Here is a 16,671-nt window from a genome sequence, read left to right on the forward strand (position 1 = left end):
CCGACATCGGCTCATTCAATCGCGCAAGGCCCGAAGGTCCCCTGCTTTCACCCGTAGGTCGTATGCGGTATTAGCGTAAGTTTCCCTACGTTATCCCCCACGAAAAAGTAGATTCCGATGTATTCCTCACCCGTCCGCCACTCGCCACCCGTAAGAGCAAGCTCTTACTGTGCTGCCGTTCGACTTGCATGTGTTAGGCCTACCGCCAGCGTTCACTCTGAGCCAGGATCAAACTCTTCACTTAAAACTACATGATCCGAAGATCAAAATTTAAAGCTGCAGATGATTGATGCTGGCAACGTATCGCTTGCTTTAAAACAATTAATAGTTGCTTGATCAAACGTCTGCAAGATGGACAATCATCCTTCCTGCAGGCGCCTTCACAAGATACCTGCGCATACTTTCAAAGATCAGGGGAAGTGGCCTCAACGCCGTTCCCGTGTGCTGCGAAGTTTCCTTCGTAGCGAGCCGCCCATTATAGCCGGCTTTTCCGCTTCGTCAACACCTTTTTCAAGGCCGTTTCACCGAGGTGGACGTTGTTGCCGATGCCGCTTCGTCGTTGGGCCCAAGGGCCTTTCGTCGTTGCGAGCCGCCTATTATGCCGGACTTTTTCAGTCCGTCAACACCTTCGTTCGATCATCTCGTCCGGCGGTGGTGGCGTTGCTGGTCGCGTGCCGTTTCCGAAGAAGTGGCGCGCTGCAGCAAGGGAGCGAATTCTAGAGATCCTGCAGGATTCGTCAACCCTTTTCTTTCATCCTGATGACAGCCGTGCGCTCGCGTTGCGCACACTGCGCTCCTGGCGCTATGTATGCAGGGATGGATACCGAACACACCGCACCGGCTGCATCGCCGCACTCGCTCTGGTGGCGCGATCTCTCCTTCCCTGCCGTGGTGGCAGGCTTCATTACAGTGCTGGTGGGTTTCGCCAGCTCGGCGGTGATCGTGTTCCAGGCCGCGCAGGCGGTCGGTGCCGACCAGGCGCAGATCGCCTCATGGATGTGGGCACTCGGTCTGGGCATGGGCGTGACCTGCATCGGCCTGTCGCTGCGCTACCGGGTGCCCGTGGTGACCGCATGGTCGACCCCCGGTGCAGCGATGCTGGTGGTGGGTGCAGGCGGGGCTTCGCTCTCTGAAGCCACCGGCGCCTTCCTGCTGGCCGCCGTGCTGGGCATGGTGGCGGGCTTCTCCGGTGTCTTCGCCCGCTTGATGCAGCGGGTGCCGATGGCGCTGGCCGCCGGCATGCTGGCCGGCGTGCTGCTGCGCTTCGGGCTGGATGTGTTCGTGGCGATGAATACCCAGGTGGTGCTGGCCCTGGCAATGTTCGGCACCTGGCTGGCCGGGCGGCGGCTGTTCCCGCGCTATGCGGTGATCGCCACGCTGCTGGTGGGCATCGCGCTGGCTGCCAGTCGTGGCCTGCTGCATGCGCAGGCGGTACACCTGCAGTTGGCCACCCCGCAGTGGGTCACCCCTTCCCTGTCCTGGTCGGCGGTGGCCGGCATCGCCCTGCCCTTGTTCATGGTCACCATGGCATCGCAGAACATTCCCGGGGTGGCGGTGATGCGCGCCTCGGGCTACCAGGTACCGGTGTCCCCGTTGATCGGCTGGATCGGGGTGGTCAACACGCTGCTGGCCCCCTTCGGTGCTTATGCACTGAACCTGGCTGCCATCACCGCGGCCATCTGCATGGGCCGCGATGCCCATGAGAACCCGGCCCGGCGCTATACCGCGGCCATGGCCGCCGGTGCGTTCTATATCGTCATCGGGCTGTTCGGCGCGACGGTGGCGGCCCTGTTCGCCGCCTTCCCCCGCGAGCTGGTGGCCTGCGTGGCCGGCATCGCCCTGTTCGGCACCATCGGCAACAGCCTGGCCAGTGCGCTGGCGGTGGAGCGCGACCGCGAAGCCGCGCTGGTCACCTTCCTGGTCACCGCCTCGGGCGTCACCCTGGCCGGCATTGGTTCGGCGTTCTGGGGGCTGGTGGCCGGCGCGCTGTGTCTGCTGGTGCTGCGGCCGCGCCGCACCCCTTGAACGGGATCGGCCGTTGCCGGACCGCCCGGCAACGGACCACAGGGTGACGCCTACAGCGGCGACACCGACAACGTCTGCACCAGCACATGGCGGCCCTTGGGTGCCACGGTCACCACGTCGGGGCCGGCGTTGGCCGCTTCCAGGCACACATACTCGCGCCAGCCCTCGCCCACGTCGGCCATCTTCGCGGCCGCTTCGGCACCGGGATTCCACGCCACCAGCGAGCGACTGCCCTCGGTGTGCAGCTGGATGCGGCGCTTCAGCACCGGGTCGCGCAGCACGTAACGCCCGCCGGCTGGGCTGTAGATGCGGTCGCTACGGCCGGGATCGCGCGGGTCACGCAGCGACCAGGGCCCTTGCTGGCGGCGGGTCTGGGCGTAGTTCTCGAACTTGTCCTGGTACTCCGCGCCGTCCACGCCATCGACCTCCACGCGGGTGGCATCGCCTACGCGGAAGTAGTTGTGCAGTGCCTGGGTGAAGCTGACCGGCGTGCTGCCGGTGTTCTCGGTAACCAGTTGCTGGCGCAGCTCGCGCCCCACGCGCACGGTCATGGACAGGCGCAGGCCCAGGTCCTGCAGCGCCGGCGGCACCAGGGTCAGTTCGATGCTGCCATCGTCCAGTCGGCGCGCCTGCTGCAGTTCCCATGGCAGGGTGCGCACGAACCCATGCGCGGGCACGTCGTTGCCCTGCCCCTGGCGCCCGAAGTACGGCCAGCAGACCGGGCTGCCGCCACGGATGGGCGTGGGCAGCGCCGCACGCTGCGGCGACAGCCACATCACGTCGGTCTGGCCCTTCGGTATGAACGACAGCAGCTGACCACCGAACACACTGATGGCCGCCGTTGCGAAGGGAGTTTCCACCAGCCAGGCATCGAGTCCCTGGAACTGGCCACTGCTGACACCCTGGATCTGTTGCACGCTGGAACGACTCCGTAGGGCCGGCGACTGCGCGGCGCTGTAGTTGGCGGGAAGACTGAAGCGGCTGGGTACCGTCGGGATGCGCGGCTCAGCCTGCAGGGCACGCAGGATACGTTGCCCGGCGCGTCCATCGGCGGTAACCCAGCCCAGCCGGCGCTGTTCGCTCTGGATGGCGCGGCGGCTGGCGGTACCGATCATGCCATCGGCGCTGCCGATGTCGTGGCCGCGCGCCAGCAGCAGGGTCTGCAGCTGGCGGCGTTCATCACGGCCAAGGCCGGGATCATCGGTGGGCCAGGCGGTGACCAGACCGGTCCCGCCACGCAGGCGATCGGCCAGGGTGGCGATGGCCAGCGCGTAGCTCTCGGCCGCGTTGTAGCTGTAGATCGCATCGTAGTTGCGGAACACCAGCAGCGCCGGCCCTTTCACCCCGGCTGGCAGCAGCAGGGCCGCACGCGCATCGGCGGGCAGGCCTGCCGGGGCCAGTGCGCTGCCATCCAGTGCGGTGACGCCGGCCGCGCGCCAGTCTGCCAGCGGCCGGCGCTGGGTGCGACCGGCCTGCGTGGCCTTGAACCCCTCGGGGACGCGGACCTCGATGCCCCACGGTTCGCCCGTGCGCCAGCCTGCCCGCTGCAGATAGTTCGCGGTGGACGCCAGCGCATCGGGAATACTGCCGACCAGATCGCGGCGACCGTCGCCATCGCCATCCACGGCAATGCGCGCATAGGTACTGGGCATGAACTGGGTGTGGCCGAAGGCCCCGGCCCACGAACCGGTCAGGCCCTGGGCCTGCAGATCGCCCTGGTCGATCAGCTTGAGCAGCGCCAGCAGTTCACCACGGAAGAACGGTTGGCGGCGGCCGGCGCAGGACAAGGTCGCCAGCGACTGCAGCAGCGGACGCTTGCCGAACACGCGGCCATAATCACTTTCCACGCCCCAGACCGCGACGATCGTGGCGGCATCCACGCCGTACTGGGTCGAAACCTGCTGCAGCAGATCACGGTGCTGCTGCAGGCGGGCACGCCCGTCGTCCACCCGCTGGCGATCGACCAGGGCGGCCAGATAGTCCCAGATGGGCGTGGTGAATTCCGGTTGCGCGTCCAGCAGTGGCAGCACGCTGGGGTCGGGCTGCAGGCCCGCGGTGAGCGTGCTGAAGCGGTCGGCGGCGATGCCCTGGCGGCCCGCGCTGACCTGCAGCTGCTGCATGCAGGCGGCAAACGCCGGGTCGGTGGCGGGCGCAGCGGGCAGCGGCGCAGGCGCGGCCAGGGCGGCCGCCAGGCCGAGCGTGGTCATCAAGGGCATGGCGTCCTCCGTGTTGCCGTTACCTGGCCATGGTAACGCGCCGCCGCCGGACAGCGCCCGGCGCTGCCATCAGTGGGCGCTGGCGCGCAGCAGGCGCAGGCCGTACGCCGGGTCGGACGCATTCCAGTGGGCAACCACTTCCAGGCCCGCCTGCTGCAGCAGGTGGTCGAAACTGGCATCGGTGTACTTGTGGCTGTACTCGACCCGGATGGGTTCACCTGCCTGGAAGTGGAACGTGTGGCCATCCAGATGCACGTCCTGCTCGCACTGGCTGACCAGATCGGTCTCGACGCGCAGGCGGGCGGTGCTGTAGCGCGCCTGGTGGCGGAAACCCTGCAGATCGAAGTCACTGCCGACTTCGCGGTTCAGGCGGGTCAGCAGGTTCAGGGTGAAGGCGGCGGTGATGCCGTCGGCGTCGTTGTAGGCGGCTTCGATCAACGCCGGGTCCTTGTGCAGATCGATGCCGATCAGCGCCAGGCCGTCCGCGCCCATGGTCTGGCGCATGGCGCGCAGCAGGGCGATCGCATCATCGCCGGCAAAGTTGCCCAGGGTCGAGCCCGGGAAGAACACCAGCCGCCGCGCCGCCGGGCGGGTGGGCAGTGGCACCTGCACAGGGCGGGTGAAATCGGCGCAGACCGGCAGCATTTCCACGTCCGGCGATGCGGGGGCGAGCAACTCGATGCTGGACAGCAGGGCCGCACGCGAGATCTCGATGGGGGTATAGGCCACCGGCTGGTGCAGTGCATCCAGCAAGCGTGCGGTCTTCCGGCCACTGCCACTGCCCAGTTCGACCACGTGCGCGTGCGGGCCCACCCGCCGCGCGATGTCCGGCAGCACCTGGTCCAGCAGCGCCAGTTCGGTACGCGTGGGGTAGTACTCGGGGGTGTGGGTGATGCGTTCGAACAGACGCGAGCCGTGCGCATCGTAGAAGTACTTGGACGGCAGCTGTCGCTGCGCCCGCGAGAGGCCGGCCACGGCATCGGCCAGCAGCTGCTGGCGGCCTGGGGTGAGATCGGTCAGCGCCTGCAGCGCGTCCTGTACGGTACTCATGGAAGATCCTTGGCCAGGCGCAGGCCGGAAAACTGCCAACGCGCCGGTGGCATGAAGAAATTGCGGTAGCTGGCACGCACATGGCCGCGCGGGGTGGCGCAGCTGCCGCCGCGCAGTACCCACTGCCCACACATGAACTTGCCGTTGTATTCGCCCAGGTTGCCGGCGAAGGGACGGAAGCCGGGATAGGCGCCGTAGGCGCTGCTGGTCCATTCCCATACATCGCCGAACAGCTGGCGCAGGCCACTGCCCTGCCCCGCGTGCGGATGCAGGCGGTCATCGTCGGCGAAGTGGCCGACCGCTGGCTGCGACGCTGCAGCGGCCTCCCATTCGAATTCGGTGGGCAGGCGTGCGCCATGCCAGCGGGCACAGGCATCGGCTTCGTAATAGCTGAGATGACAGACCGGTGCATGCGGGTCGAGCGCGCGCCAGCCGCCAAGCGTGTACTCCTGCTGCAGATCGTCGTGCCAGTACAGCGGATGCTGCCAGCCCTCGGTTTCGCACAGCGCCCAGCCTTCGCTCAGCCACAGCTGCGGCTCGCGATAGCCGCCGGCTTCGATGAAGGCGCGGTATTCGGCGTTGCTGAGTGGACGGTCGGCCAGCGCATGGGCGGGCAGCAACACCCGATGCGGCGGCGATTCGTTGTCATAGGCAAACGCGGCCTGCTGTGGCCAGGGCGCTGCACCGATGCCCACGATGCTTTCCTCGCGTGCGATCCAGGCCTGCGCCGTCTGCACGCTGGCCACGGCCGCCAGCGATGCATCGTAGGGCGGCTGCAGTGGATTGCACCAGAATGCGTGCTTGATGTCGGTCAGCAGCAGTTCCTGGTGCTGCTGTTCGTGCTGCAGGCCCAGCTGCAGGTGCTGCAGGGCATGCTCGCCGAGATCGCCGTCGAGCAGGCGTGCCAGCACCTGTTCGTCCACGTGCTGGCGATAGTCCCGGACCTGCTGCAGCGAGGGCCGTGACAACAGGCCGCGACGGGGGCGCGCATGGGCGGGCCCCAGGGACTTGTAGTAGCTGTTGAACAGGAAGTCCCAGGCCGGATCCCAGCACCTGTGGCCCGGCAGGCTGGCCAGCACGAAACGTTCGAAGAACCAGGTGGTGTGGGCCAGGTGCCATTTGCTGGGGCTTGCATCGTCCATGCTCTGCAGCATTGCGTCTTCGGCGCTGAGCGGCGCGGCCAGCTGCAGGCTTCTCCCGCGGATACGGGCGAACTGGCGGGCAAGATCACGCTGCGCGGCAGCGACGGCGGCAGGTGCGCTGTGCATGGGGCCAGCTTCGACCGTCGTGGGTGAGCGCGATGTCATGGCGTGCCAGCACCGCTTTCACAGGCTGCGTATTCAAGAAGCGCGCGGCAACGCCGCTAACGGCTTTGCCGCGGCCGCTTCGTGACCGCGCGGGAACCACGCTTGTCCGATCATCCGCTCCGCCAGCCTGCGCATTACCTGTTCGTGCTGCCCGCCCTGCTGGTTGCGCTGGTGCTGTGGGCCACCCTGGGCAACGAGGACGTGGCCCGTGCCGGGCAGCGCGTGCTGCCGTGGTTGCTGGCCTGCCTGGGCGCTGGACTGGCGCTGATGTACAACCAGGTGCGCACCCTGTGCCTGCTGCTGGTGGCGGCCGTGGTATTCAGCGTGCTGCACCCGGACGTGGCCCACTACCTGCGGCAGGGTCGGGTGAGTGCGCTGACCCCGCTGCGCTTCCACGCCATTTCGGCCTGGTTGCCGCTGCTGTTCGCCACCCACGCGCTGTGGCCCGAGCGCGGGCGACGCCGCCAGGACCTGCTGCTGCGCGCGATCGCCAGTGGCACCGTGCTGGCCATCTTCATCCTGCTGGCGGCGCAACAGCCGCAGGGCATGCACGACCTGCTGTCCAACCGCCATTTCGAATGGGTGCCGCGCGACTGGAACGCGCTGGCGCAGCTGCCGGCGCTGCTGTTCCTACTGGCCACGGTGGCGCTGGGCTGGCAGGCATGGCGGCGGCCGCGCCCGCTGCACACGGCCATGCTGCTGGCACTGCTGTGCCTGTGGTGGATGCTGCCGCGCATCTACCTGCAACCGGCACTGCTGCCGGCGCTGAGCGTGGCGGCGTTGCTGCTGTTGCTGGGCGCAACCCTGCAGGAATCCTTCCACATGGCGTTCCGCGATGAGCTGACCGGGCTGCCCGGGCGCCGCGCCTTCAACGAAACGCTGCGGCGCGCGGCCGGCACCTACAGCATCGCCATGGTCGATGTGGACCACTTCAAGAAGTTCAACGATACCCATGGCCACGACACCGGCGATGACGTGCTGAAGCTGGTGGCGTCGCGGCTGGCCCGGGTGGGCGATGGCGGCCGGGCCTTCCGCTACGGCGGCGAGGAATTCGCGGTGGTGTTCCTGGACCGGCCCGCCCAGGCCTGTGTCGAAGCGGTGGAGACACTGCGGCAGAGCATCCAGGACAGCCGCATGCAGTTGCGCGACCGCCGCACCCGCAGCCGTGACGACACCGCCGGGCAGCAGCAGCGCGGCCGCGGTGGCGCCGGTGCCGTGGTGCAGGTGACGGTGAGCATCGGCTTGGCCGATAGCCGGGTGGACCCGCGCCCGGCCGGGGTGGTGAAGGCGGCCGACCAGGCCCTGTATGCCGCCAAGGAAGAAGGCCGCAACCGGGTATGCGCGCATGGCGGCCAGCGCGTGCTGGCCGTACGCGCCGGCTGAGCCTCAGACTGCGTCGAGGTAGTACCAGCGGCCGTCGATGCGCTGGAAACGGCTGTGCTCGGTCATTTTCACCGCGCTGCCGCCGCCGATGCGGTAGCGGGCGGTGAAGCGGACCTCTGCGGTATCGGCGCCGGTGACGGTGTGTTCGTGCACGATCAGGCCCAGCCAGTGGGTGCGCTGGCCGGGCGCATCGTCCAGCGACAGCTCGGCCGGACGGGTATCGGGGTGCCAGGTCTGGCGCAGGTAATCGGCCTGCTGGCGTACGTAGGCGCTGTAGCGCGACCGCATCAGGCGCTCGGCATCGGGCGCGGCTTCACCGGCATGGTAGCGGCCGCAGCACGCGGCGTAGGGCGCGGCCAGGCCGCAGGGGCAGGTTTCGGCAGGGCTGGGTTTCATGCCGGTATTGTCGCGCGGGCCGCCGCAGGCTTCCATCGGCAATGGGCGTATGCTGTCGCGCCCTGCTGCTGTGGTTGATGGCCGTGCTGGAGCTGATTCCCCCCGAACTGTGGTGGCTGGTGCTGATCGCCTTCATTGCCGGCCTGGTCGATGCGGCCGTGGGCGGCGGCGGCCTGGTGCAGCTGCCCGGCCTGTTCACGGTGCTGCCGCAGCAGACACCGGCCATGCTGTTTGGCACCAACAAGTTCAGCTCGATGTTCGGCACCGGTGCGGCCGCGTGGCGCTATGCGCGCAACGTGCGTTTCCCGTGGAAGCCAGTGCTGTTCGCGGCCGCCACGGCGTTCGTGTTTTCCTTTGCCGGCGCCACGGCGGTCAGCCTGTTGCCCAAGGACGCGGTGCGCCCGCTGGTGCTGGTGCTGCTGGTGGCGATGCTGGGCTATACGCTGTGGAAGAAGGACTTCGGCGCCCTGCACCGGCCGCAGGAGATCGGCCGCCGCGAGCTGGCGATCGCGCTGGCGATCGGCGCGGCCATCGGCTTCTACGACGGCTTCTTCGGGCCGGGCACAGGCAGCTTCCTGATCTTCCTGTTCGTGCGCTTCTTCGGCCTGGACTTCCTGCGCGCGTCGGCCGCATCGAAGGTGGTGAACCTGGCCACCAACGTGGCCGCGATCTCGTTCTTCATTCCCACCGGCAACATCCTGTGGCTGTTCGCGCTGCCGATGGCAGCGGCGAACATCATCGGTTCGGTGGTGGGCACGCGGCTGGCACTTAAGGGCGGCACGCCCTTCATCCGCAAGCTGTTCGTGGGCCTGGTGGTGGTGTTGATCGCGCGGATGGCGTGGGACACGTTCCGCGGCGCGTGAGCGCGACGCCATGACCCGGTAGGTGCCAACCTTGGTTGGCACGCTGTTCCGCTCGCGGAGAGCCGCCGGGCGTGGCCCGGCACTACCCCATCAGGCGTCGGCTTCTTCCGGTTCGCTGGCCTGCTGGCGGCTGCGCTCGGGCAGCTTCAGGCGCTTGCCTTCTTCGTCGTACTCGATCAGCAGCACGCCTGAATCGTGGCGGCCGCTGATTTCGACGAAGCAGGCGCCGCCAATGAACGGCTCCAGCGTCATCACCGATTTCAGCGGGGTGGCCACCACCATCTGGAAACCGAAGTTGTCGAAGATGTTCATGGCCAACGCGGTGAACTCGTTGTCGGCCTTGTCGAAGGCTTCGTCGAGCACCACGGCGGCATAGCTGGGCAGCTGGCTGTCAGCGCCGCCCAACTGGTAGCGCAGCGCTGCGGCCAGGCAGGTGGTGGCCAGCTTCTGCCGCTGGCCGCCGGATTTGCCGGCGCCGCTGCGGTAGATTTCCACCTGCTGGCGGGTTTCGGCATCCAGTTCCACGCCGATGAACTCCACGTGCATGCGCACGTCCAGCACCAGTTCGCGCCAGCGCTTGTCCTCGCCTTCCTGCGAACCCAGCCGGTTCACCAGCTGGCGCAGCACGGTGAACTGCGATTCGGCCACTTCGCGCTGTTCGGTCTGCTGCTGCGACAGGACTTCACGCAGCTGCTGGTGGAACTCGCCCACTTCCGGCAGACGGCGATCGCTCAGCTCGATGGTCAGCAGGGTGCCGCGGTTGAACGGCACCTGTTCCAGGCTGGCGTTCACTTCGTCCAGGCGCTGGCCGATCGACTTGCGGGCCTCAGCGCTATGGCGCTGCAGGGCCAGCAGGTTGTTCTTGCTCTGGTTCTGCAGCAGGTCAAAGAAGCGCTCTTCGTGCTGCGGCAGGCCGTCGCGCTCCAGGCGTTCCAGACGGGCCAGGAAATCATCGGCCGACGCCACCGAGACGGTGAAGTCGCCCGATTCTTCCGGCCACTGCTGGATGAAGCGGCGGAAGCAGCCCAGCAGCAGGTTTTCGACGCGGTTGACGTCCTGCTGCGAGGACGACAACTGCTCGTTCAGCGCGTTGCTGACCTGGCGCATGTGCGCTTCCAGCGTTTCCAGGCTGAGCGGGCCCTGCTCCTGCAGGCGCTCGGCCAGCCCGGCTTCCTGCTCCTGGGCCAGCGCCGGCAGCACCAGCGCACGGCTCTGCTGCCGTGCGCGGTCCAGACGGTCGCGCTCGCGCACCAGCTGGCCACGCTCCACGCGGGTGTCTTCGTAGGTGCGGCGGGCCTGTTCGATATCGGCGCGTACCGCATCGATCTGCTGCGCCAGGCGGGCCAGGTCGGCATTGCCTTCGCGCAGGTCGCGCAGGCTGGCTTCGATATCGGCCACGCGCTGCTGCGGGGCGGCGATGTCGATCTCGTTCCAGCTGATGCCCACCAGTTCGTGGCAGGCCAGGCGGCGTTCGTTGTCACGGTCACGCTGGCCACGCAGGCGCGCGATGTCGGTCTCGCAGCCAGCGATACGCTTGGCGAGCTCCTGCGCTTCCTTTTCGAACGCACCGACCTTGTCGTGGTTGTTGAAGCCCAGGATCCAGCGGCGGCGGTCGCCGACCGCGCTGCGGTCATCCTTCTCGAAGCGGTCGCCCGGGTGCTTGACCTGGCCTTCGCGGGTGATGCCGCGATCGACGTTGCGCAGCTGCTTGGCATCCACGCATTCGTAGTCGAAGCGCTTGCCCAGCTCGCGGCGCAACCAGCCTTCGAACACATGGTCGCGCAGTTCCAGCTTGTGCAGCAGCGAACGGCCCGACGGCTCGCGGGCGAAGGCCTCGTCGTTGCGGCGCACGCGGTAGTAGGTGAAACGCATGCCCAGGTGGGTGCGGTTCACCCATTCGGCCACGTCGTTGTAGTGCTTGTCGTCGACCAGCAGCGACAGGGCGAAGCCGCCCAGCACGCGCTCGATGGCGCCCTGCCAGGCCTGTTCGTCCGAACGCACCTGGATCAGCTCGCCGACGAACGGCAGTGCCGCTTCGGAAATGCCGGTCTCTTCGGCCAGGCGCGCGCGCAGCTTCTGCATGGGCGCGGGAATGTTGGAAGGCGTGCGCTGCATCGCCTCCAGTTCGCCACGCACTTCACTGAAGCGGCGCTCATCATCGCGCTTGCCTCCGAGGCGGTCGCTGATCGCATCGTCCAGGGCGCTGGAGGCACGCTGGCGGTCCTGCAGTTCGGTCTGCGCCTGTGCGACCAGTTCGGCAAAGCCGTGCGCATCGTCGGGCAGTTCGGCCTGCAGCTTCTGCGCGGCCTCGCGGGCCTGGTTGTACTTGGCCAGGCGACGGTCGCGCTCGGCTTCGGCACGGCCCTGCTCGCGTTCCAGTTCCTCGATGCGTTCGCCGCCCTGCTGGCGGCGCTGCAGTTCCAGTTCGGCCAAGCGCTCGGTGTGGTTGTCCAGCGCGGCCCGGCGCTGCGATTCCTCACCCAGCAGGCCGCGGTCGCGCACGTCCATCTCGCGCAGGCGCGCTTCGATCAGCAGCTGGCGGCGGCTTTCGCGGAAACTGTCGATGCCCAGCTTGAGGGCTTCGTCGTCGCCACGCTGGCGCGACATTTCCTTCAGGTCGTTGTAGTGGGCACGCGCCGGCAGCAGGGTTTCCACCTGGCGACGCGCGGTCACCACGGCCTGGTGCGCGCCATCCAGTTCGGCGAAATCGCTGACCAGGCGCTCGGCCGCATCGAAAGTGCGTGGCGTATCGAGCATGAAGTCGCGCAGGAAGACGTTCAGGTCGCCCAGGTTCTTGGCCGACTGGGTCTTGTGCAGCAGGCGCAGCGCCATCTCGTTGTCGATGCCCAGCAGGTCGCGGAAGCGCTCTGCATAGCCGGAGAACGTGTCGAAATGGTGGACGTCGGCCAGCTTCTGCTTCAGCTTGCGCAGGTCCAGGTCGAAGCCGCCCAGGTCCTTGGCGATGTCGAACGGACGCTCGGCGATCATGTAGTGCTTGCGTACATCGCCGGCCGAGGTGCCGTTGCCGGAGATCCACAGCAGGCGCACCAGGCTGACCACGCGGCCATCACCGGCGCGGTATTCCAGCACCAGGGCGGTCCAGGTGGCGCCCTTGCGCAGGTACTGGGTGGCGATCTCGCCGGTGCCGCTGTCCTGCTGGTCGGCCCACGCGCCGCGTACGTACGACACCAGGTTGCGGTCGCGGCCACTGCGCTCGGCTTCGCGGGCCGCGGCGTTGAAATCGACGATGGCCGGCGGCGTAAGCAGCGCAGACATCGCATCGAGCAGGGTGGACTTGCCCGAGCCGGAGCGGCCGACGAACAGGAAGCCACGCTCGGCGATCGGCACTTCGGTCAGGCCGTTGAAGGTGCCCCAGTTGTGCACCTGCAGGCGTCGCATGCGGAACTGCTGCAGGCGCGGGTCGGGCAGGCCGTCGTTGAACAGGGCGGGAGTGTGCTTGGAAATGGCCATGCGGTGGTCGGGTCTCTCAGGCCTCGGCGGCCGGGGTTTCGCGCAGCTGGCGGTACACCGCCGAAAGCTGGGACACGTCTTCAGCGGAGAACAGCAGCTTCAGCGCCGGCGAGACTTCGTGGCGGTCTTCCTGGCCGCTCAGGCGGGTCAGGATGTGGTTGTCCTTCATCTTCTGCACGGCCGACGCCACGCGGCGGTTGAAGCCGGCGCGGTCGGTGGACAGGTTCTTCTCGTAGATGGCCAGTGCTTCGGCCATCTCGGCGTCAGCCACCACGGCGCGGTTGCCGCGCGCGTCGGCCTCGGCCAACTGCTGGCGCAGGAACAGCAGCAGCACCGAATCGATGAAGGTCAGCGGCGAGGTGCGCAGCAGCACCGGCGCATCCACGTCTTCGGTGTCGGCCTGGCGGGTGAATGCCACGCCGCTGTCGCGGTCCAGCACCAGTTCCAGGAACAGATCGGCCAGCGCCGAGCGGATGCCTGCTTCGCTGCGGATCAGCGCCGGCCACAGCTTGGCGTGGCGCAGCTGGTCGATGCTGGGGCCGATCAGCAGCTGGCACAGCGCGCGGCGCGCATCCAGCGGCAGGCGACCGGTGTCGCCCATGTAATAGACATCGTTGCCGCGGCGCGGATGCGACGCCGCCGGTGCCGGTTCGGCTTCGTAGGCGTCTTCGACCAGCTCGTCCGCCGCTGCTTCGATGGGGTCTTCATGCCAGCTCATGGCGTCTCTCCTGGGTAAACCAAACCAGCGGAATACGTGCGCGGCGTACCTGGCCGTCGCCGCCGCGCCATTGCGCAAGCTCCTGCTCGCCAGCCACCACGTTGCCGAAACGCGTGCCCAGCGACAGGTAGCCGATGACACTGCCCAGGCCCTGCGGGGCTTCGCGCTGCGAAAGTGCCTGGGCGATGCTCAGGCGCGGTTGCGCGTCCAGCAGATCGTGCAGGTCGCGGCGCAGGGTGCGGAAGTCGATTTCCGACGAGGCCACCAGGTCGCCCACGCTTTCCAGGCTGATGCTGGCCGCATCGTTGTACTCAACGTTGCCATCGACCTGCGCGCTGCGCGGATCGTGCAGCTTCCACTGCGACCACGAGCGCAGGCGGCTGGTAGTCAGCTGCAGGTCGCGACCGATGCCACGCTGGGCCGGGAATTCGTCGCGCAGTGCCAGCGCTTCGGACTGGGCCTGCTTCAGCAGCTGGTTCAAGCGGCGCTGTTCCAGGTAGCCACGGCTCTGCACGAAACCGCGCAGGCTGCGCGCGAAGTTCTGCAGCACGTCGTGCACCTGGCCGCCACGCTCGAGCATGGTGCTGGTGAAGCTGCGCAGGAAGTTGCGTTCGTTGCGGTCCAGGCGACGGGCAAAGCCACGCGCCAGCACCGCTTCCAGCGCGGCATCGAGCTGGGCGCTCTGTTCGGCATCGTTGAGCAGCCGCCAGAAGGCCTGGAAGCTGCGGCCGGCATCGCTCTCGCCGATCACATCCACGCCTTCGAACAGCTGCGACAGCACGTCGCCGCGCTCGCCTTCGTCGTCGATGATGCGCTCGCGGAAATCGCGGTTGAGCTGCTCGAAATCATCGCGCACGCGGCGGAAGTCTTCGGTCAGTTCGTCGGCCAGGCCGATGATCTGACGGGTGCGTTCCAGCGCGCGCTTGCCGTCCAGGGCAATCACCCGGCCGGCGCTGACGCGGGCGATTTCCGCATCGATGCGGTCACGCTCGTCGCGCAGCGCGGACAGGCGTGCGTCCGGGTCCGATTCGGTCTGCGCAGCCAGCTGCGAGAGCTGTTCGATCACCAGCGCCAGACGGCTTTCGGTGGCGGCCACGCGGGCCTGTTCCAGGCTGTCGGCGAAACGGATGGCCTGCAGCGCGGGGGTGGACAGTTCGTACTGTTCCTGGTCGGCGCCCTCGGGCAGGCGGCGCTCCAGCCAGCCCTGGGCGAGCCAGTGCGCGATGTAGGCCTGCGCGGTACGCGGCAGGTCGCGCGACAGTTCATCGCTGTTGAGCTGGTCCAGGGCGCGCTGCAGGCGTTCGTGCAGCACCGCCGAGGGCAGCGTGCGCTCGCCGTCCATCAGCAGGCCCTGCAACAGGCCGATGATTTCCGGGGCATGGTCGGCAGCCAGCAGCTTCCACTGCGGCTGTTCGCGCAGGGTGCGGTAACGGGAGATGCGTTCGCGGTGCTTCATGCAGCGACAGTGATCATGTGGGCGGGGTGCGGAAGGCAGCCGCAGGCGGCCGCATGCAATACGGCCGCGCGGGCGCGGCCGGCCACGGCGGGCCGGCGGGGCGCAGGCAAGCGGCTCAGCGCTTGGTGCCCACTTCGATGAAGCGCAGGAACTCGGCGCGGGTACGCGCGTCGTCGCGGAAGCTGCCCAGCATCTTGGAGGTAACCATGCTGACGCCGCGTTTGTGGATGCCGCGGGTGGTCATGCATTCATGGGCGCCTTCGACGACCACGCCCACGCCGATCGGCTGCAGTACATCCTGGATGCACTGGGCGATCTGCGCGGTCATCTTTTCCTGCACCTGGAAGCGGCGGGCGTAGGCCTCGACCACGCGGGCCAGCTTGCTGATGCCCACCACCTTGCCGGCCGGCAGGTAGCCGACGTGCACGCGGCCGATGATCGGCGCCATGTGGTGTTCGCAGTGGCTTTCGTATTCGATGTCGCGCAGCACGATCAGTTCGTCGTAGCCGGCCACTTCCTCGAAGGTGCGTTCCATGTAGGCGCGCGGGTCGTCGCGGTAACCGCTGAACCAGTCGCCATAGGCCTCGGCCACGCGGCGCGGGGTATCCAGCAGGCCTTCACGGGACGGGTCCTCGCCGGCCCAGCGCAGCAGGGTGCGCACCGCATCCTCGGCCTGGTCTTGGGTCACATCGCCCTGCGGGGCGGCCTTTTCGTTGTTCTTGCTCATTGCGTACAGCGTCCCGAACGGGGGGCGAGCATCGTACCCGACCGGGGGGTGGGTCGTCCTGTGGGTCGGGTTCATCGGGGGGTCTGGCGGCGCCTGCCTGCTATCGGTTTGGAGGCGCGGGGGAGGGCAGGCCGGACCAGCCGAAAGCGGGGGCAAAAGCTGGGTTTCATGGCTCCGGAGGGTGCTCTGGTAGCGCCGGGCCATGCCCGGCGGCTGTTTGTGCCGCCGCTGCGCTCGCCGGGCATGGCCCGGGGCTACCGCTCTTGCCTGCAAAAAGCCAACCCACCGCGCTCGCGGGATGATGGGAGGGCAGCGGGGGCCGGGCGGGGCAGGACCGTCCGCGGCATGGATGCCGCGGCCGAGCCTACAGGGACGTACTTGCGGCGTCTCCTGCACCGTCCGGCCCCCGCTGCCCCACCCGACACCAGGCAGGCGCAACGCTTTCCTCAATACACCCACCCATTCAGCAAAAACTATTGATAGGAATGAAATTAGTAGTATCCTATCTATCTCTTATGGACCGACCCCTCGACGAGCGCACCCGGCTGCAGATGCAGCTCAGCTCCGGCCTGCTGTACGCAGGGCGGCAGTGGCAGCGCCTGGCCGACAGCCGGTTGGGCAGCTACGGCATCTCCACCGCCTGCACCATGCCCCTGCTGATGATCGGCCGCTCCGGCGGTGGCATCCGCCAGGTGGCGCTGGCCCAGCAACTGGGCATGGAAGGTCCCTCGCTGGTGCGCCTGCTGGACAAGCTGTGCGCCAGCGATCTGGTCCGCCGCGAAAGCGATGCCAGCGACCGCCGCGCCAACCTGCTGTGGCTGACCGACGAAGGCCAGACCCTGGTGCGCGAGCTGGAAGAACAGTTGATCGGCCTGCGCCAGGACGTGTTCGGCGAACTGACCATGGATGAACTGCACGCCGTGCTGAAGGCATGGCGCCTGCTGGGCGAGGCCGCCGACCGCATCACGTAAGCCCGCACTGCCCCTGCGTGCGCCGCTGCCGTGGACGCGCCAGCGGCGTTGTCGCGTTGTTGTTGTTGCTCCTCCCCTTCCCTACTAA

The 16,671-nt window shown here is 67.8% G+C and carries 12 protein-coding genes and 1 other annotated feature (1 of these 13 running past the window's edge); of the genes, 4 read left to right on the forward strand and 8 right to left on the reverse strand.

What is annotated here, in order from left to right; translation table 11 throughout:
- Positions 1-197: a sequence feature (16S ribosomal RNA rRNA prediction is too short), on the reverse strand (it extends 94 nt beyond the left edge of the window).
- Between the two features lie 619 nt (positions 198-816).
- Entirely contained in the window at positions 817-2,025 is a 1,209-nt protein-coding gene (locus C1922_RS20055) for a benzoate/H(+) symporter BenE family transporter (RefSeq protein ID WP_108751389.1), read from the forward strand.
- Positions 2,026-2,075: 50 nt separating this feature from the next.
- Here the strand turns inward: C1922_RS20055 and C1922_RS20060 are convergent, their stop codons facing one another.
- The 3 genes from C1922_RS20060 to egtB form a co-directional block, all read right to left on the reverse strand.
- On the reverse strand, positions 2,076-4,232 hold the full coding sequence (locus C1922_RS20060) for a lytic murein transglycosylase (RefSeq protein ID WP_108751670.1): 2,157 nt from the start codon (positions 4,230-4,232) through the stop codon (positions 2,076-2,078).
- A 78-nt stretch (positions 4,233-4,310) separates the two neighbouring features.
- On the reverse strand, positions 4,311-5,291 hold the full coding sequence (gene egtD, locus C1922_RS20065; RefSeq protein ID WP_108751390.1) for an L-histidine N(alpha)-methyltransferase: 981 nt from the start codon (positions 5,289-5,291) through the stop codon (positions 4,311-4,313).
- On the reverse strand, positions 5,288-6,559 hold the full coding sequence (gene egtB / locus C1922_RS20070) for an ergothioneine biosynthesis protein EgtB (protein ID WP_108751391.1): 1,272 nt from the start codon (positions 6,557-6,559) through the stop codon (positions 5,288-5,290). Before egtB ends, egtD begins: the two co-directional genes overlap by 4 nt.
- A 141-nt stretch (positions 6,560-6,700) precedes the next feature.
- Here egtB and C1922_RS20075 point away from each other — a divergent pair, with 141 nt between their 5' ends.
- Complete coding sequence (locus C1922_RS20075) at positions 6,701-7,981, forward strand: GGDEF domain-containing protein (RefSeq protein WP_108751392.1); 1,281 nt, start codon at positions 6,701-6,703, stop codon at positions 7,979-7,981.
- A gap of 3 nt (positions 7,982-7,984) precedes the next feature.
- On the opposite strand, the gene C1922_RS20080 is transcribed toward C1922_RS20075, so the two are convergent.
- A complete protein-coding gene (locus C1922_RS20080; RefSeq protein ID WP_108751671.1) occupies positions 7,985-8,377 on the reverse strand; it encodes a YchJ family metal-binding protein in 393 nt (130 codons plus the stop codon).
- An 83-nt stretch (positions 8,378-8,460) separates the two neighbouring features.
- Between C1922_RS20080 and C1922_RS20085 the strand changes: the two genes are divergently transcribed.
- Positions 8,461-9,240, forward strand: a complete 780-nt coding sequence (locus tag C1922_RS20085) for a sulfite exporter TauE/SafE family protein (protein ID WP_108751672.1) — start codon at positions 8,461-8,463, stop codon at positions 9,238-9,240.
- A gap of 90 nt (positions 9,241-9,330) precedes the next feature.
- On the opposite strand, the gene C1922_RS20090 is transcribed toward C1922_RS20085, so the two are convergent.
- The 4 genes from C1922_RS20090 to folE all read right to left on the reverse strand — a co-directional run bounded on the left by C1922_RS20090 (position 9,331) and on the right by folE (position 15,612).
- Positions 9,331-12,711 carry an SbcC/MukB-like Walker B domain-containing protein gene (locus C1922_RS20090; RefSeq protein ID WP_108751393.1) on the reverse strand — a complete coding sequence of 1,127 codons (3,381 nt, stop codon included), beginning with the start codon at positions 12,709-12,711 and terminating at the stop codon, positions 9,331-9,333.
- Between the two features lie 16 nt (positions 12,712-12,727).
- The gene (locus C1922_RS20095; RefSeq protein WP_108751394.1) at positions 12,728-13,429 is read right to left on the reverse strand and encodes a DUF4194 domain-containing protein; all 702 of its coding nucleotides are present in this window, start codon (positions 13,427-13,429) and stop codon (positions 12,728-12,730) included.
- The gene (locus tag C1922_RS20100) at positions 13,416-14,885 is read right to left on the reverse strand and encodes a DUF3375 domain-containing protein (RefSeq protein WP_108751395.1); all 1,470 of its coding nucleotides are present in this window, start codon (positions 14,883-14,885) and stop codon (positions 13,416-13,418) included. The genes C1922_RS20095 and C1922_RS20100 overlap by 14 nt, the downstream gene beginning before the upstream one ends.
- Positions 14,886-15,000: 115 nt before the next feature.
- A complete protein-coding gene (folE, locus tag C1922_RS20105) occupies positions 15,001-15,612 on the reverse strand; it encodes a GTP cyclohydrolase I FolE (protein ID WP_108751396.1) in 612 nt (203 codons plus the stop codon).
- Positions 15,613-16,127: 515 nt separating this feature from the next.
- Between folE and C1922_RS20110 the strand changes: the two genes are divergently transcribed.
- Positions 16,128-16,583 (forward strand): MarR family transcriptional regulator, encoded by a 456-nt coding sequence (locus tag C1922_RS20110; RefSeq protein ID WP_108751397.1) that lies wholly within the window; start codon positions 16,128-16,130, stop codon positions 16,581-16,583.
- The last annotated feature ends 88 nt before the right edge of the window (positions 16,584-16,671 follow it).

The sequence above is a fragment of the Stenotrophomonas sp. ZAC14D2_NAIMI4_7 genome (assembly GCF_003086675.1).
In the GTDB taxonomy this organism is placed as follows: Bacteria; Pseudomonadota; Gammaproteobacteria; order Xanthomonadales; family Xanthomonadaceae; genus Stenotrophomonas.